We start from the raw sequence: 25,055 nt of genomic DNA, 5'->3' as shown, positions 1-25,055 counted from the left end.
TGATCACACCTTTTTATTATCCAATATGAAAAGTTGATTTTACGAACTCAATAACTTCTTCCGTAGAAGACATTGATAGAATTGTATCTAAATGAGGTTCGATATCAGCTTTTGATAATTGACGGATTTGAGAACGAGCTTTCAGAATAGACGTTGCACTCATTGAGAATTCATCTAAGCCTAAGCCTAAAAGAATTGGAATGGCAATCTCATCTCCTGCCATCTCTCCGCACATGCCTACCCACTTACCTTCTTTGTGAGCCGCTTTGATTACCATATTCACTAAGCGAAGAATCGCTGGGTTATACGGTTGGTATAAATAAGACACGCGCTCATTCATGCGGTCAGCAGCAAGCGTATATTGAATTAAATCGTTTGTTCCGATAGAGAAGAAATCTACTTCTTTAGCAAATAAATCTGCGATTACCGCTGAAGAAGGAATCTCTACCATCATCCCTACTTCGATGTCTTCCGAAACTTGTACGCCTTCTTGTTGAAGTTTTGCTTTTTCTTCTAAAAGAATAGCTTTTGCTTGACGGAACTCATCAACAGTAGCAATCATAGGAAACATAATTTTCAGATTACCGTATACGCTTGCACGTAGAAGCGCACGAAGCTGTGTACGGAACATGTCTTGCATCTCTAGACATAAGCGGATAGCACGGAATCCTAAGAATGGGTTCATTTCTTTTGGTAGATTTAAATAAGGAAGCTCTTTGTCTCCACCGATGTCAAGAGTACGAACAACCACTGGTTTGCCTTCCATACGTTCAAGAACTGTTTTATAAGAAGTAAACTGCTCTTCTTCCGTCGGAAGATCTTCGCGGCCCATATATAAGAATTCTGTACGATAAAGGCCAACGCCTTCGCCGCCGTTTTCTAATACGCCTTTTACATCTTCTGGTGTACCAATGTTAGCTGCAAGTTCAACGTGATGATCATCAGCTGAAACCGTTTTTTCATTTACAAGCTTAGCCCACTCAGCTTTTTGTTCTGCATACTCAGCGGCTTTTTTCTCGTAAGCTTTTACTGTTTCTTCGCTTGGATCAACGATAACTTCGCCATCTAAACCATCAACAATTACTAATACGCCGTTTTGAATGTCTTCCATAACTGTTTTTGTACCTACAACAGCTGGGATCTCCATTGAACGGGCCATAATTGCTGAGTGAGAAGTACGTCCGCCAATATCTGTTGTAAATCCTTTTACGAACTTACGATTTAACTGTGCTGTATCAGACGGCGTTAAATCTTCTGCGATAATGACAACTTCTTCTGAGATTAAGCTTGGATTTGAAACGTTTACACCTAAAAGATGAGCTAATACACGTTTGGTTACGTCACGGATATCAGCAGCACGTTCTTTCATATATTCATTGTCCATTGACTCAAACATATTAATAAACATTGCCGCTACTTCATCAAGTGCATGTTCAGCGTTTACATTTTCATTCGTAATTTTATCTTTAATTGGATTAATAAGTTCAGGATCGCTTAGAACTAATAAGTGAGCTTCAAAGATTTCTGCTTTGTCATCTCCAAGTTCTTTACGAGCGTGCTCTCTAATAATTTCAAGTTCTGATTTTGATTTTTCTAGCGCAGCTTCTAGACGTGCTACTTCTGCTTCAACTTCAGTTACTGATTTTTTTTCAACGGTTAATTCTGGATTTTCTAGACGAAATGCTTTAGCAATAGCAATGCCGCTAGAAGCGGCAATGCCTTGAATTTCCTTTGTCATTATTCGCCTAATCCTTCTTTGCTCATTGTATCTTCAAGAGCAGCAAGTGCATCTGCTTCGTCAGAACCTTCTGCAGAGATAGTGATTGTAGCGCCTTTTTGAATACCTAAAGACATAACGCCCATGATTGATTTTAAGTTTACAGTTTTACCGTTGAATTCTAAGTTGATGTCAGAATCAAATTTGCTTGCTGCTTGTACTAAAGTTGTTGCTGGACGTGCGTGAATTCCTGAGTCTGCTGTTACTGTAAATGTTTTTTGTGCCATGTTAAATCAATCTCCTTTTTACTTTGAAATGTTAATAATATTTGCTTCTTGTTGAGAAACTTGGCCCTGCTTTAAGATATCAATTTTTTCATCAGCTTGTAAATTCGTGAAAATGATCGGCGTAATCGTCGATGGCGCATTTTCTTTTACAAAGTCTAAATCAATTTTCAATAGAGGCTGTCCTTTTTTCACTTCATCGCCTTGGGCAACTAAAGCTTCAAAACCTTCGCCTTTTAAATTAACTGTATCAATACCAACGTGAATTAAAATTTCACGTCCAGTCGTTGATTCAATACCTAAAGCATGTTTCGTCGGGAATAAGTTTACTATTTTTCCGTCCACTGGTGCAACTACTGTGCCTGTTTTCGGAATAATCGCAAAACCGTCACCCATTAATTTTTGTGAAAATACCTGATCTGGTACTTCCGATAAAGGTACCAATTCTCCCTCAATCGGTGAAACAATATCATTACCATTATCGCTTCCTACTTCAGATGTTGCAACAGGTTTTTCAATTGTTTTTGTCTCTTCTTTTGTGACAACCGGTGTTTTGCCATTCATAATGTCTTGAATTTGACCTTTTAACGTGTCAGATTTCGGACCGAAAATAGCTTGAATATTGTTACCAACTTCAAGAACACCAGCTGCTCCAAGTTTTTTCAAACGGTTTTTATCAACGTTACCCACATCATCTACTGAAACACGTAAACGCGTAATACAAGCATCTAAATGTGTAATGTTTTCTTTACCGCCAAGTGCAGCCAAAATATTTGTCGGAAGCTCTGCTGCTTCTACTTTTACATCTTCTTCTCCTTCTTCTTTATCTTCACGACCCGGTGTTTTTAAGTTAAATTTACGGATTGCAAAGCGGAAACCGAAGTAGTAGATAACTGCTAGAACTAAACCTACTGGAATAACTAGCCACCATGCTGTGCGGTTTTGCATAACTCCAAATAGAACGTAATCGATAACCCCACCTGAGAATGTCATACCGATTTTAACATTTAATAATTGCATAACCATAAACGACAAACCAGCAAATACTGCGTGAATCGCAAATAATACTGGTGCTACGAATAAGAACGAGAACTCAAGCGGCTCTGTAATACCCGTTAAGAAAGATGTTAAAGCAGCTGAACCCATGATACCAGCTACATATTTTTTGTTTTCAGGACGCGCTTCGTGATAAATCGCAAGAGCGGCTGCTGGCAATCCGAACATCATGAACGGGAATTTACCAACTTGGAATGTTCCTGCTGTTAAAGGCACGCCATCTGCTAATTGAGCAAAGAAAATCTTTTGGTCACCATGAATATGTTGACCTGCTTTATTGACATAATCACCAAACTCAAACCAGAACGGAGAGTAGAAGATGTGATGAAGTCCAAATGGAATTAATGAACGTTCAATTAATCCAAATACAAACGCTGATAAAGTTGGGTTTGCATCAATCATGTTGGTAGAGAAAGCATTTAATCCGCTTTGAATTGGCGGCCAAATGAAAATCATAATAACACCTAAAAGAATTGAAAATACCCCAGTAATAATTGGTACAAATCGTTTTCCTGCAAAGAACCCTAAGTAAGATGGTAATTCAATATTGAAATAACGATTATACATGGATGAAGCTAAAATACCTACTATGATACCCCCGAATACACCCGTAGCTAACGTAGGAATTCCTAAGATGCTAGTGTAAGCTGGATTAGCACCCATTTTGTCAGGATCTAGTTGTCCTGTAGCCACTAAGATTGTGCTCATCGTTTTGTTCATAATTAAGTAACCTACGATTGCAGCAATACCTGCTACACCGTCACCACCGGCTAAACCAACGGCAACACCAACGGCAAACAATAGCGATAAGTTGTCAAATACGATTTGACCCGCCTGCGACAAAACATTTGAAACTAATTGAACCCAGTCTGCACCAAGTGCCGGTACTGCATCCAACAATGTAGGGTTTTGAAGCGCTGTCCCTACTCCAAGTAAAATCCCTGCTGCCGGTAAAATCGCAACCGGTAGCATAAGCGCTTTTCCGACTTTTTGTAATACTCCAAAAAGTTTTTTAAACATGGCGCTTACCTCCTTTTATATATTTAGTGTGCAACAAGCTATTTATTTGATACGTGAATCATTAACGCGCTTTCATAAAACGCTTTCTTTAACTAGAAAACTCATTACATTTCCCGGTGTTATGAGGCGAAGTCTTCAATGATTGCGCTTTCTTATAACAAAAAAAGGCATGAGGAAAAAGAAACGACAAATGGATATACTCATCCAATTACACATCGCTTCATTTCTCACTCATGCCTGATCGTATCAGTAACACGTATTGAAATGATTTTATAAATCCGTTTTTGTTATAAGTCGCTGCAGATGCATCGTTAAGTAAACTGCTTCTGCTTCATACACAGGTAAATGTAACGCTTGCTGCATTACTTTTATCACTTTCCAAGACACATTGTAACACAGAGGATATTCTTCTTTCAATAGCAAAGCAATTTTTTTTGGCTCTTCTATTTTTTCCCCTGTTTTTACTCGATCAATGGCAAAATGCAAATGACGAATCAATCTCATATAGTGTACAGATTCTTTGTCTACCTGCAGATGAAGCGATTCTTCAATCACATTAATAATCGTTTGAATAAGCTGCGAGTCTTGATTCACTTCTAACAGGTTTTTTTCAGTCAGCGCACTATGGATATGAAGCGCGATAAAACCAATCTCTCCTACCGGAAGCTGCACGCCTATTTTACGACTAATGATCTCTACCACTTCAGATGCGATCGTATATTCCTCTGGATATAAGGCTTTTGTTTCAAGTAAAAATGGATTTTTAAGACCCATCCCCTGCTGAAAACGTTTTATCGCAAAGGCGATATGATCTGTCAATGAAATGTGTATATGCTCATTCAAAGGGATATTAACGCGTTTTTGAATATGCGTTACAATATCATTCATCATTTCAATTACATCTTCATCCACCTGAGCTAAAAGCTGCTTGTACTGTTCTTGCTCTTCTTCACTCTTTAGCAAAAACATTTTTTCCACAGCTTTTGCATCGATTTCATCGCCTTTTTTCTTGTTGAACCCTATTCCTTTCCCAATTAGCACAACTTCATCATAGGTAAGGTGTTTAGCAATTAATACATTATTATTAAGTACCTTTTCTACAAAAAAGGACTCTTTCACGAATCCTTCACTCCCCTGTTTCGGCTTTCTATTATTTGCTTTCCTATCTTACAAATAATACGCATAACCGTCAATTCATTTTTCTTTGTTTCAAATATTATTGAACTAAACTATTTGAGTTACGTATTATCTTAGTAGTTCTTCGCTGGAAACGCAACGTCTTTTTTACTCGTCCCATAACAATTTTTCATAATAAAATGTTGAAGCATAACGCTCAGAATGAATATACCCGCTTGTAAAAGCGTAAAAAGAACAAGTGAAGTGGTAATAGATACCAGTAAAATCCCATAGTGAATTAGTAAAATATCTACTATACGCAGCCCCGCTATAATGATCCCAGCTCCAATAAAAAATTCTTTGACTACACTCCAAACGAGGAGAATCGTAACAATACAAACATAAATCATCGTTGCATTTACGGAATCATGAGTAACCGACGCAAACCATCCCGTATAAAACCAATTATTATGAAAGTATGCTAACAGCAGAAACATAATAGTAGAAGTAATGGCGAGCATTCCCAGAAAAAATGTAGCGTAATGCACAAATGTCATATACCGTTCTGTTAGCCATACATACCAAATCTTTGAAATACTAAAGCCTATAGTCATTAAAACGCCTGTATAAATTGTTTTCCACCAGTGATGTGTATAAATATCCCAGTGTAAAAATAATTCTTCAATCCCCATAAACATAGCCGAAATGATTAAAATATAGCGAAATTTTAATTGATAAGCAGCTACCACCATAGCCATGATTGGAAAAGCAAACGTTTGAGAAGTTAAGGACCCAAACAAATTATCAAAATATTCATTGGTCATAAAATCAGGATCGTACTCGTAACTTTCAAACAACACAAATACAACATACTCTAGTACATAAGCCATTCCAATGATAAAAAAAAGCAAAACGACTAGCTTTTTATCTTTTTTACGTATGAATACTGTAAGCAAAACGGCTGTGCTGATAATAATCAATGCAAAAAAAGCAGTATAATGAGGCATAGACGTCTCCCTTTTACGACCTAATTATTACTTAGAGTAAGACGTTTTAGCTAAATTATACATAGCTAGCTTCTATTCAAAAGAGATTGAGACATACTACATCAATCCAATCTAAAGGCGAACAAATCGGATACATGAGATAGTATGGATCGCTTGCTGCACTGCAGTTGATTTCCCTGCAAGGCTTCGCTTTCCGTACAGGAGCCTTCGCCCTGCTCTCCACTCAACAGTTAGAAGCCTACATACAGGAAACCTATGTTGTAATGTAACCCTAACCATGAAAAAATCCGAACGATTCATCGTTCGGATCTTCTTTCAACTACCATACTTTTGTTTCAGCCTCTTTTAACTCTTTATCTTACAAAAACTGGAATGACCTCTATTATCCTTCAATCATTTTTGAAAGGTTGGCCATTTCGATAGCTGATGCTGCAGCTTCCCATCCTTTGTTTCCTGCTTTTGTTCCTGCACGTTCAATTGCTTGCTCAATTGTTTCAGTTGTTAATACACCAAAGATAATTGGTACGCCTGTTTGTAAGCTTTGAGATGCAACGCCTTTTGCTACTTCATTACATACAAAATCAAAGTGTGGAGTAGCTCCTCGAATAACCGTTCCTAGCGTAATAACCGCGTCATATTTTTTAGATTCAGCTAATTTTTTAGCGATTAATGGAATTTCATAAGCACCCGGTACCCAAGCCACGTCTACATCTTCATCAGCTACGCCGTGACGTTTAAGCGCATCTTCTGCTCCACTAAGTAAACGCCCTGTAATAAATTCATTAAAACGCCCTACCACGATTCCGATTTTTAATCCTGTGCCAACTAAATTTCCTTCATATAAATGATTCATCTCTTGTTCCTCCTGCTAGTAGTAATATATAGTTATTTACATTTCTTTTCATGAATTAGCTTCATTTGTTATAACGAAAAAAAGTGTAAACTTATAAATGTAATAAATGACCTAGTTTTTTAGCTTTGGTATCTAAGTATTTTTTATTGGCATCCACTGCCGGCATTTGAAGAGGCACTCTCTCTACCACTTCAAGGTCGTAGCCTTTTAGCCCAGTAATTTTGCGAGGATTGTTCGTTAAAAGCTTCATTTGTTTGACTCCAAGGTCCTTTAAGATTTGAGCACCGATTCCATACTCTCGTAAATCCGCAGCAAACCCGAGTTTTTCATTCGCTTCTACGGTATCGTATCCTTCTTCCTGCAGCTTATATGCTCTTAGCTTATTTAATAAGCCAATACCTCTGCCCTCTTGACGCATATACAGCAGAATGCCGCGTCCTTCTTCTTCAATTTGCGTAAGAGCTGCGTGAAGCTGAGGACCGCAGTCACAGCGCTCAGAGCCAAACACATCTCCAGTCAAACACTCGGAGTGAACACGCACGAGAACGGGGCTATTATGATCGATATCACCTTTGATAAGAGCCACATGTTCTTTATTATCAAGTTTATTTGTATATCCTACAGCCTTAAAATCACCAAATGCCGTAGGTAAGCTTACTTCTACTTCACGGCTAATCAGCTGGTCATGTTTGCGGCGGTAGGCAATCAAATCTTTTATTGTAATCATTTTTAAATCAAATTGCTCTGCAATCTTTGTTAAATCCGGTACGCGTGCCATTGTTCCATCTTCATTCATGATTTCACAAATAACACCCGCAGGCTTTCCTCCTGCTAACACGGCTAAATCAACAGCGGCCTCTGTATGACCCGCACGCTGCAGAACGCCCCCGTCTTTTGCAATCAACGGAAAAATGTGTCCTGGTCGTTGAAAATCACTTGCTACCGTTGCTTCATTTACAAGAGCCATAACGGTAGCAGAACGTTCGTACGCACTGATACCTGTTGTACTTGAAATATGATCAATACTTACTGTAAATGCTGTTCCATGTACATCCGTATTGTTCACTACCATTGGGTGAAGATTCAATTTATGCGCAATTTCTTCATTAACAGGTGTACAAATTAATCCTCTTCCATGAGTAGCCATAAAGTTAATAACCTCAGGCGTCGTTTTTTCGGCTAATGCAATAAAATCTCCTTCATTTTCTCGATCTTCATCGTCGCATACAATAACCACTTTTCCCTTTTTTAACTCTTCAATGGCTTCTTCTACTTTATGAAACATCTCTTTCACCTCACTGTTAATTTGTAAAACCATGCTGCTGCAATAAATCCTTCATATTACCTGAACGATTCGAGGCGCCAGGAGTTGACTTATTCGTCATCATTTGATGCATATATTTAGCTAACATGTCGCATTCAATATTCACCTTGTCTCCTCGCTGTTTGTCTCCCACGACTGTGTGAAGCACCGTATGAGGAATAAGAGAAATAGTAAATGATTGGTTGCTGACATCAAAAATAGTAAGACTTGTTCCGTCTACAGAAACAGATCCTTTTAACATCATAAATTCACGAAGTTCAGGGTCGACTTGAATTTCATAATAAAAGGCATTTCCTTTACGTGTTTTGCTTACAATGGTTCCAATTCCATCAACGTGTCCGCTAACGAAATGCCCTCCAAACCGGCCATTTGCAGCCATCGCCCGTTCTAAGTTAACACGTGATCCAACGGTTAGAAGCTGCAGGGTACTTGCTTTAATCGTCTCCGGCATGACGTCGACCGTAAATTCATTTTGAGAGTAAGCTGTTACGGTTAAACAAACGCCGTTAACTGAAATACTGTCCCCTAAGTTCACATCTTCTAACACGGTCTTCGCATCAATCGTAAGAACAATTGCTTCTGTAGCCTTTTGAATCCGTTTTATTTTTCCAATTTCTTCAATAATACCTGTGAACATTTTCTTCACCTGCTTTGGCGCTATTCCAACTTCTTATGCCGTTTTGAAATAGCAGCTGCTTTTTTTTCATATTTATCTTTCCCCCAACCACTGAAAATAAAAAAGCCCCTTGAACAAATGTCCAAGGGGTCGGCTGAGCTGAATCAGTTTTATCTATGCAAAATTCCGCTAATTGTATACGAAATAAACAGTTATGTTTTGTGTATGAAAACAAGGGTAGCTTTAAAAAAGGCAAACCTGTCCCTTATTAATACAACACAAAAAAACAACTGTGCTTCCTGATCCTTCTCCCATCCAGACTTTTACTGTCGGCTCTAGATTTTAACTAGATCCACCGCTAACATACATCGTATGAAAACGGGTCACGGGCTTAAAAGCATATGCTTTATCACCGCCGGTTGGGACTTACACCCGACCCCGAAGGATAATATATTCGACTGCTAGAGTCTTATTTGTTTTACATTATAGCAAAGTAAAATCGACTTGTCACATCATTTAACTTCGTTTTTTCACATCCGCTCTTCAAAATCCAGCTTTTAGCTTATTTTTTCTTTTTTAATACATAGCATCCATACAAAAGCTAGTCCAATATAGCCAAATATCGGATACAAAAACTCAAGAAGCTGAGCATATCCAAATTGCCCGATAATAAAGCATGCCAAGATAATAAACGCAAAAGCTTGTTTGTCATTCAGGGGAAGAAATGATTGAAGCTGTTTAGCGATTCCAAATACATTTCCAATCAATGTAGTAAAAATCTCGCCTAACACAACTACCGTAAATAAAACATTCACCCACGCTGAGATATTTTTAACAACGGCACTCATAGGAATATCAAGTTGAAATGAATAAGGCAAATTGGAAAGGGCAAGATGAGTAGAAACAAGCATAAACGTAAGTACACATCCTCCTATTACGGCCCCTTTTTTGATCACGCTCTTATCTTTCACGGAGCTTCCTAATGGAACTAAAACGGCCTGAGCCAAAGCTAGATTTAGGGAAATATATAAAAAGGGACTAACCGCCCACTTCCACTGTGTGACGAGCGTTAAGTCTGGCTTCGTTTGAATCAGTGAGAAATAGCTGACATTTGGCACAAAGATGATAAAAGCAAATGAAAGCATCATCGGCACAACAAGAGAATTAACCATTAAAATACCGTTAATTCCTCTTGCGATAAATATATAAGTTAAAACAATTGTACAAATCATCCCAACAGGAGGCCACAGCCCGAACTGTTCTTTTCCTATTGCCCCCGTACTCGCTAGCATGACTGAAGTTACTCCAAATAAAATGACGATCATTACACCGTTTACCGCTTTTCCAAGTACATCACCAAATAAATATGTATTAAGCTGCTGATAAGAAGAAGCCCCAATTGCGTGCGAAAGCAGCATCATTTTCGAACCTAGCCAAATAAAAAACAAGCCGCTGACCAAAATTCCAACCATTCCAAGTTCCCCGTACTGTGTAAAAAATTGAACAATTTCCTTGCCTGTTGCAAAACCGGCTCCTACAACGGTGCCTACATACGTAGCAGCAACCTGCAGCGTGATTTTCCACCTTTTCATGCCCATCACCCTTCTACCCTTCATAGTTCACTATATGTAGAAACGGTTAAAAAAAGACGAGCCTTTTATATGTAAATCCTCGCCTCACCCGGTGCTGTTCCTTTTTCGTTTTTTTATTTCCTTCTTGTTTTTTTCATGAAAACCCTTTATCCCTTAACATAACGGCAGTTTTCAAACAAAATATACGGATATTTTCCCTTTAGCTTTTAAATTTTCCTCAATATTTGCTGGAAATTCACAATTTACTGTTGTATAATTTCTAAAAATCAGATAAATTATTAAATAAGTATTCTTTCTATTTAAAAAAATATGTTTCAATTATATACAATTGATTCTTATCATGAGAGGTGGAGGGACTGGCCCTTTGAAACCTCAGCAACCAGTCGTTAGAGACATGGTGCTAAATCCAGCAAGCAATTTATTGCTTGGAAGATAAGAAGGCGAAAAAAGTCTTCTTCTTAAGAAGACTTTTTCTATTTTATCGGCATATTGCATAAAACGAATCACTCGTGAAATAGAAGCGGAACAATTTAAGGAGGTTTTGACATGGGGTTACTTGAAGATTTAAAGTCTAAAATTTTAATTGGGGATGGTGCCACTGGTACCCTCCTTTACTCACACGGTATTGACAGCTGTTTTGAAGAACTAAACATCACCAAACCAGAAGAGGTTTCTCGTATTCATAGAGCCTATGTAGAAGCTGGTGCAAACGTTATTCAAACAAATACGTACGCTGCTAATTATCAAAAACTTGCCCGTTATGGATTAGAAGATTCAGTCAAAGACATCAATGTTGCTGGTGTAAAATTAGCGAAACAAGCTGCAAAAGATCAGGCTTACGTGGTTGGTACACTTGGTGGAATTCGTTCTTTCCAAAAAAATGCTATTAGTTTAGAAGAGGTTAAGCGAAGCATTCGTGAACAAATGTTTTGGCTTTTAAATGAAGGCGTGGATGGCCTTTTATTTGAAACATACTATGATTTCGAAGAATTAAAGACCGTTCTTACACTAGCAAGAAAAGAAACGGATAAGCCTATTATTACCCACGTTTCCCTGCATGATATTGGCGTACTGCAAGATGGGCGTCCTTTAGCAGATGCATTAAAAGAATTAGAAGACTTGGGAGCAGATGTTGTCGGGCTAAACTGCCGTTTAGGTCCTTATCATATGATTCAGTCTCTTGAAGAAGTACCGCTTCCTGATCGTGCTTTCTTATCTGCTTACCCTAATGCCAGCCTTCCGGCGTATGTGGAAGGCAAGCTGGAATATGAAACGAATGAAGACTACTTTGTAGAAAGCGCGCGTTTATTCCGCGAACAAGGGGTTCGCTTAATTGGAGGATGTTGCGGTACAACACCAGCTCACGTACGCGCCATGTCGTCTGCCTTAAAAGACCTGCCTCCGATTACAAGCAAAGTCGTTAAAATGAGACCAGCCGTTACGGTTCAAGAGCGTGAGCAGCAGGATAAACCTCATATGCACGAAATTGTGAAGAAGCGCCGCTCGGTTATCGTCGAGCTGGATCCGCCTAAACAGCTTGGTCCGACGAAATTTTTAGAAGGCGCAAAAGCACTTGATAAAGTCGGCGTAGATGCTATTACATTAGCTGATAATTCTCTTGCCTCACCTCGCATCAGCAACTTGGCAATGGCAACACTGATGCAACAAGAAACAAAAGCACGACCGCTTATTCATATTACCTGTCGCGACCGAAATTTAATTGGACTTCAATCTCATTTAATGGGACTTCATACGCTAGGAATGAATCAAGTGCTTGCAATTACCGGTGATCCGTCAAAAGTTGGCGATTTCCCTGGCGCCACTTCGGTCTATGATTTATCTTCATTTGACTTGATTAGTTTAATCGCTCAGTTTAATGAAGGACTATCTTATTCCGGCAAACCGCTTGGTCAAAAAACCAATTTTTCTATTGCAGCTGCCTTTAACCCAAACGTGCGTCACTTAGACCGAGCCGTTCAGCGCTTGGAAAAGAAAATCGACTGCGGGGCTCACTATTTCATTACTCAGCCTCTCTATTCAACTAAGCAAATTGAAGAGGTATATGAAGCAACCAAACATTTAACAACACCGGTATACATCGGGATCATGCCGTTAACAAGCGCAAGAAATGCTCGATTTATTCACCATGAAGTACCTGGAATTAAATTATCAGAAGATATTCTAGAACGTATGGACGCAACGGGAAATGACCGGATTCGCGGTGAAGTCGAAGGCCTTGCGATTGCAAAAAACTTAATTGATACAGCATATGAGCTATTTGACGGTATTTACTTAATTACGCCGTTTATGCGCTATGAAATGACCGAAATTCTAACACGCTATATTCATGACAAGCAACTCGTTACATCAGAAAGGAAGATATAAATGAGCTCACTTATCGAACAACAACTAAAGAAGCGAATACTCGTCATCGATGGAGCAATGGGAACGATGATTCAAGATGCTGATTTAACCGCTGAAGATTTTGGCGGCGAAGAATATGAAGGCTGCAACGAATATTTGACCCGAACAGCGCCTCATGTGATTCAGCGCATTCATGAAGAGTATTTTGCAGCGGGTGCTGACATCATTGAAACCAATACGTTTGGCTCAACATCTACCGTACTTGATGAATACGATTTAGGCCACTTGGCGTATGAATTGAATATCGAAGCTGTGAAGCTTGCTTGTGCAGCCCGCGATAAATATTCAACTCCCGAATGGCCTAGGTTCGTAGCTGGAGCTATCGGCCCTACCACTAAAACTCTCTCTGTTACGGGAGGTATTACATTCCCTGAGTTAGTAGAATCGTACGAAGAGCAAGCTCGGGGTTTGTTAGACGGCGGCGTCGACTTACTTCTAGTCGAAACCTGTCAAGACATGCTGAACGTAAAAGCTGCGTTTTTAGGCATTACAGCGGCGTTTGAAAAACTGAAAATAGAAGTTCCAATTATGATTTCAGGAACGATTGAGCCAATGGGAACAACTCTCGCTGGTCAAGATATCGAATCTTTTTACTTATCACTGGAACACATGAAGCCTCTTTCAGTCGGACTTAACTGCGCGACAGGTCCTGAATTTATGACGGATCATATTCGCTCTCTTTCAGACCTAGCCACTTCAGCTGTTAGCTGTTATCCAAACGCTGGACTTCCGGATGAAGAAGGCAATTATCATGAGTCCCCTGAGCTGCTGGCTCAAAAAATTAAAGGATTTGCTGATAAAGGCTGGCTGAACTTTGTAGGCGGATGCTGTGGTACAACGCCTGCTCATATTAAAGCACTTGCTGAAGCGGTAAAAGAGGTTGCTCCTCGTTCGCTTGATCGCTCCGAGCATAATCATGCTGTAACCGGTATTGAACCGCTTGTATATGACGATTCTATGCGCCCTCTTTTTGTGGGAGAACGTACGAATGTAATCGGTTCTCGCAAGTTCAAGCGTCTGATTGCGGAAGGGAAAATTGAAGAAGCATCTGAAATTGCGCGTGCTCAAGTTAAAAATGGTGCTCACGTTATTGATATTTGCTTAGCAGATCCAGACCGTGAAGAAATGGAAGACATGGAGGAATTTATTCAAGAAGTTGTAAAAAAAGTGAAGGTTCCTCTTGTAATCGATTCAACTGACGAGAAAGTTATTGAAAAAGCTTTAACGTACTCGCAAGGTAAGGTCATTATCAACTCCATTAACTTAGAAGATGGTGAAGAGCGTTTTGATGCAATCTTACCGCTAGTAAAAAAATTCGGCGCAGCTCTGGTTGTCGGTACAATCGATGAAACAGGCATGGCTGTTACTGCAGAAAGAAAAGTAGAGATTGCTAAACGCTCACATGATTTGCTTGTTGAAAAACATGGCTTTAATCCAAAAGATATTATTTTTGACCCTCTTGTGTTTCCTGTAGGGACTGGTGATGAACAATATATTGGTTCTGCTGAAGAAACAGTTAAGGGAATTAAAATGATTAAAGAAGCCCTGCCTGATTGCCTGACCATTCTCGGCGTAAGTAACGTGTCATTCGGTCTTCCTCCAGTCGGACGTGAAGTACTAAATGCGGTTTACCTTTATCACTGTACGCAGGCTGGACTCGATTATGCCATTGTTAATACAGAAAAATTAGAGCGCTATGCTTCTATTCCAGAAGCTGAAATTGAGCTTGCTAATGCGTTATTATTTAACACAACTGATGAAACGCTAAGCACGTTTACGGACTTTTATCGTGATAAAAAGAAAGAAGCAAAAGTAGAAATTTCTACGTTAACACTTGAAGAACGATTGGCAATGTATATTGTCGAAGGTACAAAAGAAGGATTGCTTCCTGATTTAGAACAGGCTTTAGCTCAATATGATGATCCGTTAGATATTATTAACGGACCGCTTATGAAGGGGATGGCGGAAGTCGGACGTTTGTTTAATGACAACCAGCTGATTGTAGCAGAAGTGCTTCAAAGTGCGGAAGTTATGAAAGCATCCGTTGCCTTTTTAGAACCTCATATGGAAGCAACTGAAAATGATTCTGGAAAAGGAAAAGTGATTCTTGCAACGGTTAAAGGCGACGTGCACGATATCGGTAAAAACTTAGTAGACATCATTTTAAGCAACAATGGTTTTAAAGTCATTGATTTAGGAATTAAAGTAACGCCGCAGCAGCTGATTGAAGCAGTAAAAGACGAAAAGCCAGACATCATTGGCCTGTCAGGTCTTTTAGTAAAATCAGCTCAGCAAATGGTTTTAACTGCACAAGATTTAACGCAATCAAGCATTGATGTTCCAATTATGGTAGGAGGCGCTGCCCTTTCCCGTAAATTTACTGACTTTAAAATTGCCCCGGAATATGAAGGTGCCGTCCTCTACGCCAAAGATGCGATGGACGGATTAGCGTTAGCAAATAAGCTGCAGAACAAAGAAGAAGTTATTCAGCTTTTAGCAGATTTAAAAACGCGTCAAGAAAAGAAAGTAACGGTTCGAGAACGCCAGCCTCAAACCGCTCAAGCAGCTACGGCTGTTTTAGAAAGATCCGCCATTTCAACGGATGTTCCTGTTTTTGTACCGGCTGATTTAAAGCGCCACGTTGTCAAACACTACGATTTGGCACAGGTTCTTCCGTATATTAACTGGCAGATGCTTTTAGGCCATCACTTAGGACTAAAAGGAAAAGTGAATAAGCTGCTTGCTGAAAAAGACGAGCGTGCTGTTCAATTAAAAGAAACCGTTGATGACCTTCTCGAACTGGCACTAAAAGAAAACTTAATTAAACCAGCGGTTATTTATCAGTTCTTCCCTGCTAAAGCAGACGGAAATGATTTAATTATTTATGATCCTGCTGATGAAAAAACAGAAATTGAACGCTTTACCTTCCCTCGACAAGCAAAAGGACAGTTCCTGTGCTTATCTGATTTTGCAAAGCCTAAAGAAAAAGAGATGGACTATGTATGTTTCTTCTCTGTAACAGCAGGAACAGGCATTCGCGAACGCGCGGCGAAATTCAAAGAAAACGGCGAGTTTTTAAAGAGTCACGTGTTCCAAGCTCTTGCGCTTGAACTAGCTGAAGGATTAGCAGAACGTGTTCATCAGCAAATTCGTGACCGCTGGGGATTCCCCGATTCGCCTGACTTTACAATGGCGGAGCGTTTTTCAGCCAAATACCAAGGTCAGCGTTTTTCATTCGGATATCCCGCATGTCCAGACCTTGAAGACCAAGCAAAACTGTTTAAATTAATTAAACCTGAAGACATCGGCATTCAGTTAACAGACGGTTTCATGATGGAACCAGAAGCTTCTGTTACAGCCCTTGTTTTTGCACATCCTGAAGCGAAATATTTTAACGTATTGTAAAACATGGCGGCGGTCTTTTAGACCGCGGCTGTTTTTTTTACAGTGAACAAACCTAAAAAAAAGGCTGCGACAAATGGATTTTAGTTGAAGAAAGATCCGAACGGAGTTAATTCTTAATTGAGAATCAACTCCGTTCGGATTGTTTTCATTATGATGGTGAACTAGATTTCATGTAGCTGTTTCTAGCTGTTGATTAGAGGGCAAGGCGAAGACTCCTGCGAAAAAAAGTGATGTAGTTATGTCTTAATCCCTTTGAATTCACCGCCGGTTTGAGCTTTTTTTATGAGTTTCTTGGGAAACACTGATAGAATAAGGAATGTAATAAATTTGTAACACTCTTATCAAGGTAATTTTTTTAGGGAAAGGAATTTTCAAGAGATGATTAAATTATTTGTAAGCGACTTAGATGGAACTCTTTTACACGAAGAAAAATACGTAGAACAGCATAATGCAGACGCACTTAGTGAACTTCAGCGCCAAGGAGTAGAGGTTTGTCTTGCTTCTGGACGAATGGATACGGAAATTTTAAAGATTTCTACTGATATTAATAATACATTTCATCGCATTAGCCAAAACGGAGGATTTGTGTGGACCAAAGAAAATCAAGAACTTCATGGAAAAGTGTTTGAAGATGATTTAGCGGTTCAACTTTATAAAAAAACGATAGATCCTAACCGTATTACGCTTGTCTGTTCAAACGACACGAATTATGTAGAGCAGCGAAATGAAATTATTGAAGCAATTGAAACTCACATGTTTTTCCCTATCGAAGAGCAAATTGAAATGACAGATTCATTTGGTCACGCTCTTTCTCCATCTAAAATCACGGTTCTTGGAGATCATGATGAAATGGTAGCTCTGCAAAAAGAAGTGAACGAAGAGTTTGGTGATTATATTGATACATATATTTCTGCCAAGCAGTGTTTGGATATTATGCCTAAACATATCAGCAAAGGAAATGCCATTGAAATTTTATTAAATCATCTTCAGCTAAAACCAGAGGAAATTGCATGTGTGGGGGATTCATTTAATGATATTCCTATGTTTCAATTAACACCGAACAGTTTCGCTATGGCTACAGCTCCTGAAGCTGTTCAGCGCCACGCCTCTGCTGTTGTGTCATCTGTTAGTGAAGCAGCGCGTATTGTTTTAGAAAAAAATAAGCAAACAATCTAAAAAAAGCGGTCAACGTTTAAATTGACCGCTTTTATCTATTTAATAAGAAAACGGTAGTTATTTTTTTCGTAAAGAACGAAAAAATTCACCTAAGCTTTTTTGCTTCCCATCTGCATGCTCTCCATGATTAACCAAGCTGCTGATTCTTTCTCGTCGTACAACAACCATAATAAGAGTGGCAAAAAAGATAATGGAAACGGCAATGACAACCAGTGCAAGAACGGATGCTACAATAGCTTCAGAAGTCGTTAGTGACGATAGCATCTGCCTCGTACACCTCCATTTCGTTTGTGGCGAAAAGGAGCCTAGCAATTAGAAATGCAAATAATCTTTTTTCTCAGCTTGATGCATGTTATTATACACCATTTTCATTTTAGAAGCTGTAGCTTTTAAAGACGTAGACGAATCCACATCTTCGGCTAACATAATGTTTACTAAGTCAACCACAGAACGAGACAACAACTCTACATTATTTTGCAACTCTAATTCGTCATAAGTCGTACGGTCTTGAAGACGAAGTCGAATAATTTCATTTGCTAGCTCCCTAACACGCACTAATTGTTGATGTTCTCCCATAGTATCTCCGCCGCAAGAAACTTATAATCAGCCCTTTTATTGGCTTTTATAAGAGCTAGAAATCCCTGCAGCTTACCCCTCCTTATAAAGATGCCTAGCACACCTTTATGTAAATCGCACTTTCACCTTGTTTACATGTATATTCGCTATAGCTGGTTCTTTTTCCTTTTGAAATTAGCAACCATCGTCAACGACCTTCTTGGTTTATCGTTCAGATTTCAAATTTTTAAGGATGTGATATACGAAAATTAAAACGCCAATAGCCGTAAGTGTTGCTCCTACTGCCACTACGGGTGTAAAAGCTTGGTTTTCTAGTACGATCATGAGAAATAAACCAATCATCATGACCGGTAATCCTATATTATGCAACCATACGTGCAGTTTAGCTAATTTACTTTCGCTAAACGCAGGAAACAAATAATAAATAAGTCCCGCTAACGTAAGCGACGTCCATCCTAATAAATTAATGTGCACGTGAACAGGCGTCAAAGCGTAGCTGTGAACAATTGACATATAATACCCCAATATGATGCCAATTCCAAAATAAACGGCTGATATTTTAATTAATTTAATTCCCATTGTTTTCTCCCCCTTATATCCCCTCCGACTTCTGTACTACTTTACGCAGGAAACGCCATTTTAGAAGCGGCTGATTAACCAAAGGACACGAAATACGGAGTATGATATCTAAAAAGAGGATTCTTTACCGCAAACACAAAAAACAGCTGAGCAAAAGTACTCAGCCGTCTATTTTAAGCAATATAATGCAGCACAAAATTCAAGAAAAACAATAGCGCGCTTACATACATGAACATCGATACTTCACGCATTTTACCAAGGAATAATTTAAGCAGTGGATACGCAATGAACCCAAATGCAATTCCATCAGCAATGCTGTACGTAAGAGGAATAAGCGCAATAATTAAAAATGCAGGGAAACCTTCTGTTAAGTCCTGTAAATTGATGTTTTTGATATTTTGAATCATTAGTGCTCCAATCACAATGAGAATAGGTGCAATAGCACTATCTGGAACCAGCTTGATAAATGGAATAAACAGAAGTGAACTTAAAAATAAAACTCCTGTAATAAGCGATGTTAAACCCGTTCGCCCTCCAGCTGCAATACCAGATGCTCCTTCTACAGAAGACACCGTTGGACTTGTTCCAAACACCCCGCTTAGCAAAGCTGAGGCGGCTGTTGCTTGAAAGGCCCGCGGAAATTTGCTATCTTGATTCATCATACCTAGCTGACCATGAAGCAAACCAATATTTTCAAAAATCAATACCATTGTTAATGAAAAGACAGCTGCCCAAAACGCAACGTCTCCAATGGCTCCAAAAGACAATGTGCCAAAGCTGCTAAAGAAGTCGTTCACGCTCGCAGCGGACTGTCCATTTTCTGCACTGCTTCTTACACCAAGTAAGAAGGCAAGGACGGATCCAGCAATCATGCTTAACAAAAAGTTACCTTTCACATTTCGGATAAACAGTACGATTGTGATAATTAACGTCAACAGCGTACTGATAACAAACGGATCTGACAAGTCTCCAAGTGCTACAAAAGTGTTTTCGCTTGGAACTACAAGCTTCCCTTTTTGCAAACCGATAAATGTTAAAAATAAGCCAACACCGACTGTTATCGCTTCTTTTAACGAATGCGGAATCGAAGAAACAATTTTGGCAGACAGTCGTGAAAAAGCTAATGCTATAAAAAGAAAGCCGGATATCACTACTGCTAATAACCCTTCTTGCCAAGATAACCCCATTGATTGAACCATCGTATACGTAAACAATGCGTTAATCCCCATACCTGGCACCAGAATGAGAGGCGCATTTGCCCAAAAAGCCATAATAACACAGCCTACAAAAGCCGAAGCCACTGTTGCGAATATTCCTGCTTCAAGCGGAATACCAGCATCAGACAAAATGGTTGAATTAACAGCAATAATATACACGATGGAAAGAAATGAAATGACCCCAGCTAAGCTTTCTTTTCCGACAGTTGTTTGGTGGTCGTTTAAACGAAACAACTTTTCAAATAATGCGTTCAATCTAATTTCCTTCTTTTCATCTATCCCTCGCCCACCCAGTGACCAAAAATGCCACCGAAGTTATTATAGCAAAATCAACAATTGTTGCAAGGAAAACTTGTCTCCTTTAGCTTAAGCGTTCATTCCTTATTTAAAACTGTTATCATTTTCTAAACGTAGCGTCTTGCATTCATTCTATATATACCTTGAATTGGACATAATAAAAGAGCGCTTTATCAGCGCTCACTGTTTTAATAATAATAATATGGTGGGTACGGCGGATAATATGGTGCTGGATAACCGTAATAACCTGGACCTCCTAATGCACTTCCAAGAACTAACCCTCCAAGAAATGGAGCTCCAAAGCCCCAACCCCAAGGGCGACCAAAGCCATAACCGAACCCCGGGCGGCCGAAGCCAAAACCAGGACGACCGAAACCAAAACCTGGGCGACCGAAACCGAATCCTGGACGGCCAAAGCCTCCAAAACCACCAAATGGTCTTCTTATGTCATTAATATCAAATTCTTGCATGATACATGCCTCCTCAAATTATATTTCATTCTCTTTATTACATATGTTATTCACCTACTTCTTGCATAGGCAATCGCCTCTTTTTTTGTGATTTCTTAAAAAATATTCTTTTTCTATCACCTCGTTAGAATCAAACAAGCGTACAGACATATTTTTTAAGGCTTTGAAACATACTACATGTAAAATAAGAGAGATGAAACGAGGAATGTCCTTTTAGCATTTTCAGCAGCTGCTGCAATGAGAAATAAACATAATATGAACGCATAAAAAGAACGCTCAACAAAGATGTTGACCGTTCTTCTTATGAAAATACATAGCGATTTTTTATTAATTTATCTGACCCTTTGCTTGACCGTATATGCCCTAAAGCTATATAATCCCCTTTTTATACAATGCGCTTTGAACATAAAATCATAGGAGCGTCTCCCCAAACGCTGCTATGTATGTATATCTGTAATCGCTTACAAACCTTTAATAAAAAACCGATATGATTTTCTATCTATTTACATTAAACAATATTTTAGGCTAAATTTCAACACATTTTTTGTTTTTCTTTGTACTCAGCAAAAAAACAGGTGATATAGCACAATGATTTTCCTTTTTTCCTGTCCCTTTTACTTATATCCATAATCGTTTATAGTTTATAACGAAAGGAAGTGACATAATGTCTGATCAACTAGAAGAATACTTAGAACGAGGAATGTACGGAGCAAAGGAAACAAAAAGAGACGAAAGAAGATATTTCTTAACTGCTCTACGTGAGAATATTGAAATTGCGCTAAAAAAAGGGCAAGTCATGAAAAAGGATGCAGCAAAAATAAAGCCTCTTTTAAAAAAAGTGAAAGACGGTCATTTGTTTTTAAATGGCTCTTTGTCTTATTCATACCTCTCCCCTTATATTCAAGTGGCTAACCAACATAAAGTGCCTTTTACCATCGTTCAGAACTTAGAAGCTGATACCGATATTGGTCTAGTTTTAACGGGTTCTGAAGGCAGTTTGGAACGAGATATCTTTTTAGACTAAAAAAAGAGGTTGACACATAACGAAATGAATCCAATCAACTGCTAGAAGGAACGAGACAGATAAAACTATATTCACCATCAAAAAAAAACGAACCATTGATCAACATGTGATCAATGGTTCGTTTTTCACTTCGTCTAAAATACTTTTGTTGCAGCCTCTTTTTTATTTAGCAAACACGTGATGATCAATTGTTTTAATTACAGCACGTGAACGAATCCAGTTATCGGTAGCTGTTTTTGGATTATAAAAGTAAATGGAATCGTCTAAACGATCTTTTCTAGTCAACGCTTGCTCTACTGCTTTTTTCGAATCTTCTGAAGCAGGTTTGTTAATTGATCCGTTTTGAACCGGTGAAAAAGCGTATGCTTTTCCGACAACTTGTTTAATAACTCCTGTTACCGTATCTGGAAACTTCGGAGAATCTACACGGTTTAACACTACTGTTGCTACCCCTACTTTTCCTTCATACGATTCGCCTTTTGCTTCGGCTTCTACTAAGCGAGCTAATAAATCTTTTTCGCTTGCCGAAATCGAAACTGCAGGTGTTTCCTGGTTCGCAGGTTTGGCTTCTGGTTTGGCTTCTGGTTTTGGTTCTGGCTTAGCCGTATTAGCAGGTGCTGCCGTTGAAGGTTCCGTTGTTTCAGCAGCCAGCACTTTTGTCTTACTCGGAATAGCTAATGTTTCACCAATATAAATCATATCTCCTTGACGATTGTTTAATTTTTTAATATCGTCAATTGTTACACTATATCTTTTACCTAACTTCCAAAGACTATCGCCTTTGACTACTTTATAATTAGTTGCAGCCGTAGCTGTTGCATTAAAACCTATAAATGAAAGAGTAGCTAAACAAGCTACTACCATTGATTTCATATAACTATGTTTCATAGGTAATACCTCCTGAAATTTCGTATGGTATTACTCTATCATAGCTATATGGGGGTTTCACCGAACGATTCAATTACATTTCTTTAAGTTTGATGAACAAAATTACGTTCGGAACACAAATATGACATTGTACCTTATTTTTTGTCATAATCACGGTAATTTTTCTAAAATACAGGTATATTTTCCCGCCTTATTTCAGTTTAATCAGAAATTTCTTCATTCGTTTTTCCCTTATAATTCTTATGATAAACATTTAAATTCATCTACTTTTACACAAAAGAGCTGAATGTTGTAATCAACATTCAGCTCTTTTTAATCTTCGATCTCAATTTCTACAACATCATAGAAATCAATCACTAGTTTAGCACCCGTATCATCCATAAACGTAAAAACGTCTTGATCATCTGATAAATGTATCACGTATCCGGTCAACTGCTGTTCACTGTTGTCGTAAACAGTAGTAATTAGAATTTTTTTATGATCTACATATGCTTCTTCTAATAACGAATGGAGGTCATAGTCCCCGTCATCTTCGGGCCGGTTCGTTAACAGCATCCCATAAGTCGTCATTCCATTTTTATCTTTCCATATATGATCTGCAAAATAAAAAGGTGCTGTACTTTTTCGAAACTCATCCATAATATCCCTCCTATAACTAAACACGTTTATTCGCTCTTACTATACGTTACTAAATAAACGCACAAGCACTTGTAACAGTATATTCTCTACTGTACAGGCTCATACATCCATTATATAAGGCATAATCAAATAATGCCATCATTTCGTTTAACTCCTAGGAATTTCTAGATACGTATAGGTAAAATCGCCTCCGCGTCCGGCGATTCCACGAAAATGTTTGAAATCAGGGCGATTTACTAAAAAAGGGCGAAAAGCAAGAAAGTCTTCTTTTTTAACTTTAATTTCGGTTACTTTTCCTTCACTTAACTCATTTAACATATTGATTACTGTTTGTTCATCCATTCAGTTCCACCTCGTTTTTAGCTGTTCAGCCAATTTTGCAGAGACGCAAATTGAGCTTCAGCTTCTTTATATCCTTGGTTATAAAGAGCGTCGAGACGCTCACGATTCTTCTCAATTCGCCCTACTACAAGAGGGGATTGCGGACGAATCACAAAGATATTCCCCTGTCTTTCCTGCTCTTCAATATATGACAATGTTTCATTATACAATTTATAACGGTTCTCAAGCGCACGAGTCAGCCCATCATAATGACGATATTTGCGCTTCAATAACCAAAGCATATTTGATTTCTTTTTTCGATATCCTTCGTTTCGCGTTAGCACAACAATATTTTTTCTATATCCATCCTGCACTGCTTTTTTGATTGGAATCGGATCACTGATTCCTCCATCTAACAGCTCTTTTCCTTTATATGTAACGACAGGTGCTAAAAATGGAAGGGAACTAGAAGCGCGAACCGCTGTCAAAATATCCCGATCATACTCATCAAAATAAACGGGTTCTCCCGTCACGCAGTCCGTTGCTCCTACTACAAGCTTCTCTGTACGCTCAGCAAATGCCTCAAAGTCAAATGGAAGAAGCTGATTAGGAATTTCATCAAAAACGAAATCCATTCCAAATATCTCTTTTGTTTTAAAATAATTTTTCCACGACAAGTAGCGAGGATCCTCTAAAAAATCTAAATTAGCTTTGCGACTTCTTCCTATTTGTCTAGATAAATAAGAAGTGGCATGACAAGCGCCGGCTGAAACGCCAATTACATACGGAAGGTACAGATTTCTTTCCATAAAGTAATCTAAAACTCCGGTTGTATAAAGGCCTCTCATACCGCCTCCTTCGAGCACGAGTCCAGTATCTTTCAATTTCTACACCTTCTAATTCTTATAATTTATGACAAGATTATACCTCGTTTATTATAACGAAAGATGAACAAAGATGGAACTGTGTTGCTTCTCTCTTTCGTTAAAGCTACCAATTCCTTTTATTCCTCAGCACATTTTACTTGTTTTTTCAATTTTATTTTATATTTTTTCAAAAAACCCTTTACTAATTCCCAGTTTTAAGGCAAAATTGTAAAAAAAGAAAACGCTAACTAGTTTTACTATTTTCAAAATTAAAATTATTTAAAAAATTAATAATGAACTAATTTAAAACAAAGGAGCGATGAATGATGAAAATAGCAGAGGTAGGAAACTTGATAGAATTTAAAAATGGCTTACAGGGCATTGTCGAAAAAGTAAATGAAAACTCCGTGATTGTTGATTTGACTTACATGACAAACTACCGGGATTTAGACTTAGAACAGCGAACTGTTGTCAATCACAAAAACTACACGATTATTAATCCCGCTATGTAAAGGGAAAAAGCAACCGGAACGCAAAAACGGTTGCTTTTTTAGTGGTTTTGAAAGAACTGATTCTTTTGTTCTTCTG

The 25,055-nt window shown here is 38.5% G+C and carries 23 protein-coding genes and 2 riboswitches; of the genes, 5 read left to right on the top strand and 18 right to left on the bottom strand.

The genetic code is table 11. The features are described 5' to 3' along the window. Window positions 1-16 precede the first annotated feature (16 nt). The 9 genes from ptsP to MKX72_RS06580 form a co-directional block, all read right to left on the bottom strand. Window positions 17-1,738: a phosphoenolpyruvate--protein phosphotransferase gene (gene ptsP, locus MKX72_RS06620; protein WP_013082261.1), complete on the bottom strand. Its 1,722-nt coding sequence runs from the start codon at window positions 1,736-1,738 to the stop codon at window positions 17-19. Further along, on the bottom strand, window positions 1,738-2,004 hold the full coding sequence (locus tag MKX72_RS06615) for a phosphocarrier protein HPr (RefSeq protein WP_013056011.1): 267 nt from the start codon (window positions 2,002-2,004) through the stop codon (window positions 1,738-1,740). The genes ptsP and MKX72_RS06615 overlap by 1 nt, the downstream gene beginning before the upstream one ends. A gap of 18 nt (window positions 2,005-2,022) precedes the next feature. Beyond that, window positions 2,023-4,077, bottom strand: a complete 2,055-nt coding sequence (gene ptsG, locus MKX72_RS06610; RefSeq protein WP_028414132.1) for a glucose-specific PTS transporter subunit IIBC — start codon at window positions 4,075-4,077, stop codon at window positions 2,023-2,025. Window positions 4,078-4,347: 270 nt separating this feature from the next. Continuing rightward, window positions 4,348-5,196 carry a glucose PTS transporter transcription antiterminator GlcT gene (gene glcT, locus MKX72_RS06605; RefSeq protein WP_013056009.1) on the bottom strand — a complete coding sequence of 283 codons (849 nt, stop codon included), beginning with the start codon at window positions 5,194-5,196 and terminating at the stop codon, window positions 4,348-4,350. A 131-nt stretch (window positions 5,197-5,327) separates the two neighbouring features. Continuing rightward, entirely contained in the window at window positions 5,328-6,200 is an 873-nt protein-coding gene (locus MKX72_RS06600) for a hypothetical protein (RefSeq protein ID WP_033578393.1), read from the bottom strand. Window positions 6,201-6,582: 382 nt separating this feature from the next. Then, window positions 6,583-7,053 carry a 6,7-dimethyl-8-ribityllumazine synthase gene (gene ribH / locus MKX72_RS06595; RefSeq protein ID WP_013056007.1) on the bottom strand — a complete coding sequence of 157 codons (471 nt, stop codon included), beginning with the start codon at window positions 7,051-7,053 and terminating at the stop codon, window positions 6,583-6,585. A 91-nt stretch (window positions 7,054-7,144) separates the two neighbouring features. Further along, complete coding sequence (locus tag MKX72_RS06590; protein WP_028414135.1) at window positions 7,145-8,338, bottom strand: bifunctional 3,4-dihydroxy-2-butanone-4-phosphate synthase/GTP cyclohydrolase II; 1,194 nt, start codon at window positions 8,336-8,338, stop codon at window positions 7,145-7,147. 16 nt (window positions 8,339-8,354) lie between these two features. After that, entirely contained in the window at window positions 8,355-9,014 is a 660-nt protein-coding gene (gene ribE / locus MKX72_RS06585; RefSeq protein ID WP_013056005.1) for a riboflavin synthase, read from the bottom strand. A gap of 278 nt (window positions 9,015-9,292) precedes the next feature. After that, a riboswitch (FMN riboswitch) is annotated at window positions 9,293-9,443 on the bottom strand. A 107-nt stretch (window positions 9,444-9,550) separates the two neighbouring features. Then, a complete protein-coding gene (locus MKX72_RS06580) occupies window positions 9,551-10,585 on the bottom strand; it encodes a YkvI family membrane protein (RefSeq protein ID WP_235918768.1) in 1,035 nt (344 codons plus the stop codon). Window positions 10,586-10,917: 332 nt separating this feature from the next. Continuing rightward, a riboswitch (SAM riboswitch) is annotated at window positions 10,918-11,024 on the top strand. Window positions 11,025-11,131: 107 nt separating this feature from the next. Between MKX72_RS06580 and MKX72_RS06575 the strand changes: the two genes are divergently transcribed. The 3 genes from MKX72_RS06575 (at window position 11,132) to MKX72_RS06565 (ending at window position 17,590) form a co-directional block, all read left to right on the top strand. Beyond that, the gene (locus MKX72_RS06575; RefSeq protein WP_014461038.1) at window positions 11,132-12,970 is read left to right on the top strand and encodes a bifunctional homocysteine S-methyltransferase/methylenetetrahydrofolate reductase; all 1,839 of its coding nucleotides are present in this window, start codon (window positions 11,132-11,134) and stop codon (window positions 12,968-12,970) included. Continuing rightward, window positions 12,971-16,414 carry a methionine synthase gene (metH, locus tag MKX72_RS06570; protein ID WP_155008283.1) on the top strand — a complete coding sequence of 1,148 codons (3,444 nt, stop codon included), beginning with the start codon at window positions 12,971-12,973 and terminating at the stop codon, window positions 16,412-16,414. Window positions 16,415-16,792: 378 nt separating this feature from the next. Next, window positions 16,793-17,590 (top strand): Cof-type HAD-IIB family hydrolase, encoded by a 798-nt coding sequence (locus MKX72_RS06565; protein WP_028414140.1) that lies wholly within the window; start codon window positions 16,793-16,795, stop codon window positions 17,588-17,590. Window positions 17,591-17,647: 57 nt separating this feature from the next. Here MKX72_RS06565 and MKX72_RS06560 read toward each other — a convergent pair whose 3' ends face one another. From MKX72_RS06560 to MKX72_RS06540, 5 genes are all read right to left on the bottom strand, one after another. Continuing rightward, complete coding sequence (locus MKX72_RS06560; protein WP_013055999.1) at window positions 17,648-17,854, bottom strand: hypothetical protein; 207 nt, start codon at window positions 17,852-17,854, stop codon at window positions 17,648-17,650. Between the two features lie 48 nt (window positions 17,855-17,902). Continuing rightward, window positions 17,903-18,166, bottom strand: a complete 264-nt coding sequence (locus MKX72_RS06555) for a hypothetical protein (protein WP_013055998.1) — start codon at window positions 18,164-18,166, stop codon at window positions 17,903-17,905. Between the two features lie 204 nt (window positions 18,167-18,370). After that, complete coding sequence (locus MKX72_RS06550; RefSeq protein ID WP_028414141.1) at window positions 18,371-18,745, bottom strand: hypothetical protein; 375 nt, start codon at window positions 18,743-18,745, stop codon at window positions 18,371-18,373. Window positions 18,746-18,918: 173 nt separating this feature from the next. After that, window positions 18,919-20,217: an NCS2 family permease gene (locus tag MKX72_RS06545; protein WP_048020028.1), complete on the bottom strand. Its 1,299-nt coding sequence runs from the start codon at window positions 20,215-20,217 to the stop codon at window positions 18,919-18,921. A 230-nt stretch (window positions 20,218-20,447) separates the two neighbouring features. Next, window positions 20,448-20,729: a hypothetical protein gene (locus MKX72_RS06540; RefSeq protein WP_033578387.1), complete on the bottom strand. Its 282-nt coding sequence runs from the start codon at window positions 20,727-20,729 to the stop codon at window positions 20,448-20,450. Between the two features lie 664 nt (window positions 20,730-21,393). Between MKX72_RS06540 and MKX72_RS06535 the strand changes: the two genes are divergently transcribed. Continuing rightward, window positions 21,394-21,753 carry a YueI family protein gene (locus MKX72_RS06535; protein ID WP_033578386.1) on the top strand — a complete coding sequence of 120 codons (360 nt, stop codon included), beginning with the start codon at window positions 21,394-21,396 and terminating at the stop codon, window positions 21,751-21,753. A 162-nt stretch (window positions 21,754-21,915) separates the two neighbouring features. Here the strand turns inward: MKX72_RS06535 and MKX72_RS06530 are convergent, their stop codons facing one another. The 4 genes from MKX72_RS06530 to MKX72_RS06515 form a co-directional block, all read right to left on the bottom strand. After that, window positions 21,916-22,641 (bottom strand): cell wall hydrolase, encoded by a 726-nt coding sequence (locus MKX72_RS06530; RefSeq protein WP_155008284.1) that lies wholly within the window; start codon window positions 22,639-22,641, stop codon window positions 21,916-21,918. Between the two features lie 312 nt (window positions 22,642-22,953). Continuing rightward, on the bottom strand, window positions 22,954-23,280 hold the full coding sequence (locus MKX72_RS06525) for a hypothetical protein (protein WP_013082248.1): 327 nt from the start codon (window positions 23,278-23,280) through the stop codon (window positions 22,954-22,956). A 147-nt stretch (window positions 23,281-23,427) separates the two neighbouring features. Then, window positions 23,428-23,622, bottom strand: coding sequence for a hypothetical protein (locus MKX72_RS06520; protein WP_033578384.1), 195 nt, complete (start codon window positions 23,620-23,622; stop codon window positions 23,428-23,430). 17 nt (window positions 23,623-23,639) lie between these two features. Beyond that, window positions 23,640-24,485 (bottom strand): patatin-like phospholipase family protein, encoded by an 846-nt coding sequence (locus tag MKX72_RS06515; RefSeq protein ID WP_028414145.1) that lies wholly within the window; start codon window positions 24,483-24,485, stop codon window positions 23,640-23,642. A gap of 308 nt (window positions 24,486-24,793) precedes the next feature. Here MKX72_RS06515 and MKX72_RS06510 point away from each other — a divergent pair, with 308 nt between their 5' ends. Beyond that, a complete protein-coding gene (locus tag MKX72_RS06510) occupies window positions 24,794-24,979 on the top strand; it encodes a YkvS family protein (RefSeq protein WP_013055988.1) in 186 nt (61 codons plus the stop codon). Window positions 24,980-25,055: the final 76 nt, after the last annotated feature.

The sequence above is a fragment of the Priestia sp. FSL R5-0597 genome, assembly GCF_038006305.1.
In the GTDB taxonomy this organism is placed as follows: domain Bacteria; phylum Bacillota; class Bacilli; order Bacillales; family Bacillaceae_H; genus Priestia; species Priestia zanthoxyli.
The sequence above is the reverse complement of the archived record's forward strand: the minus strand, read 5'-3'. Positions and strand labels throughout refer to the sequence as shown.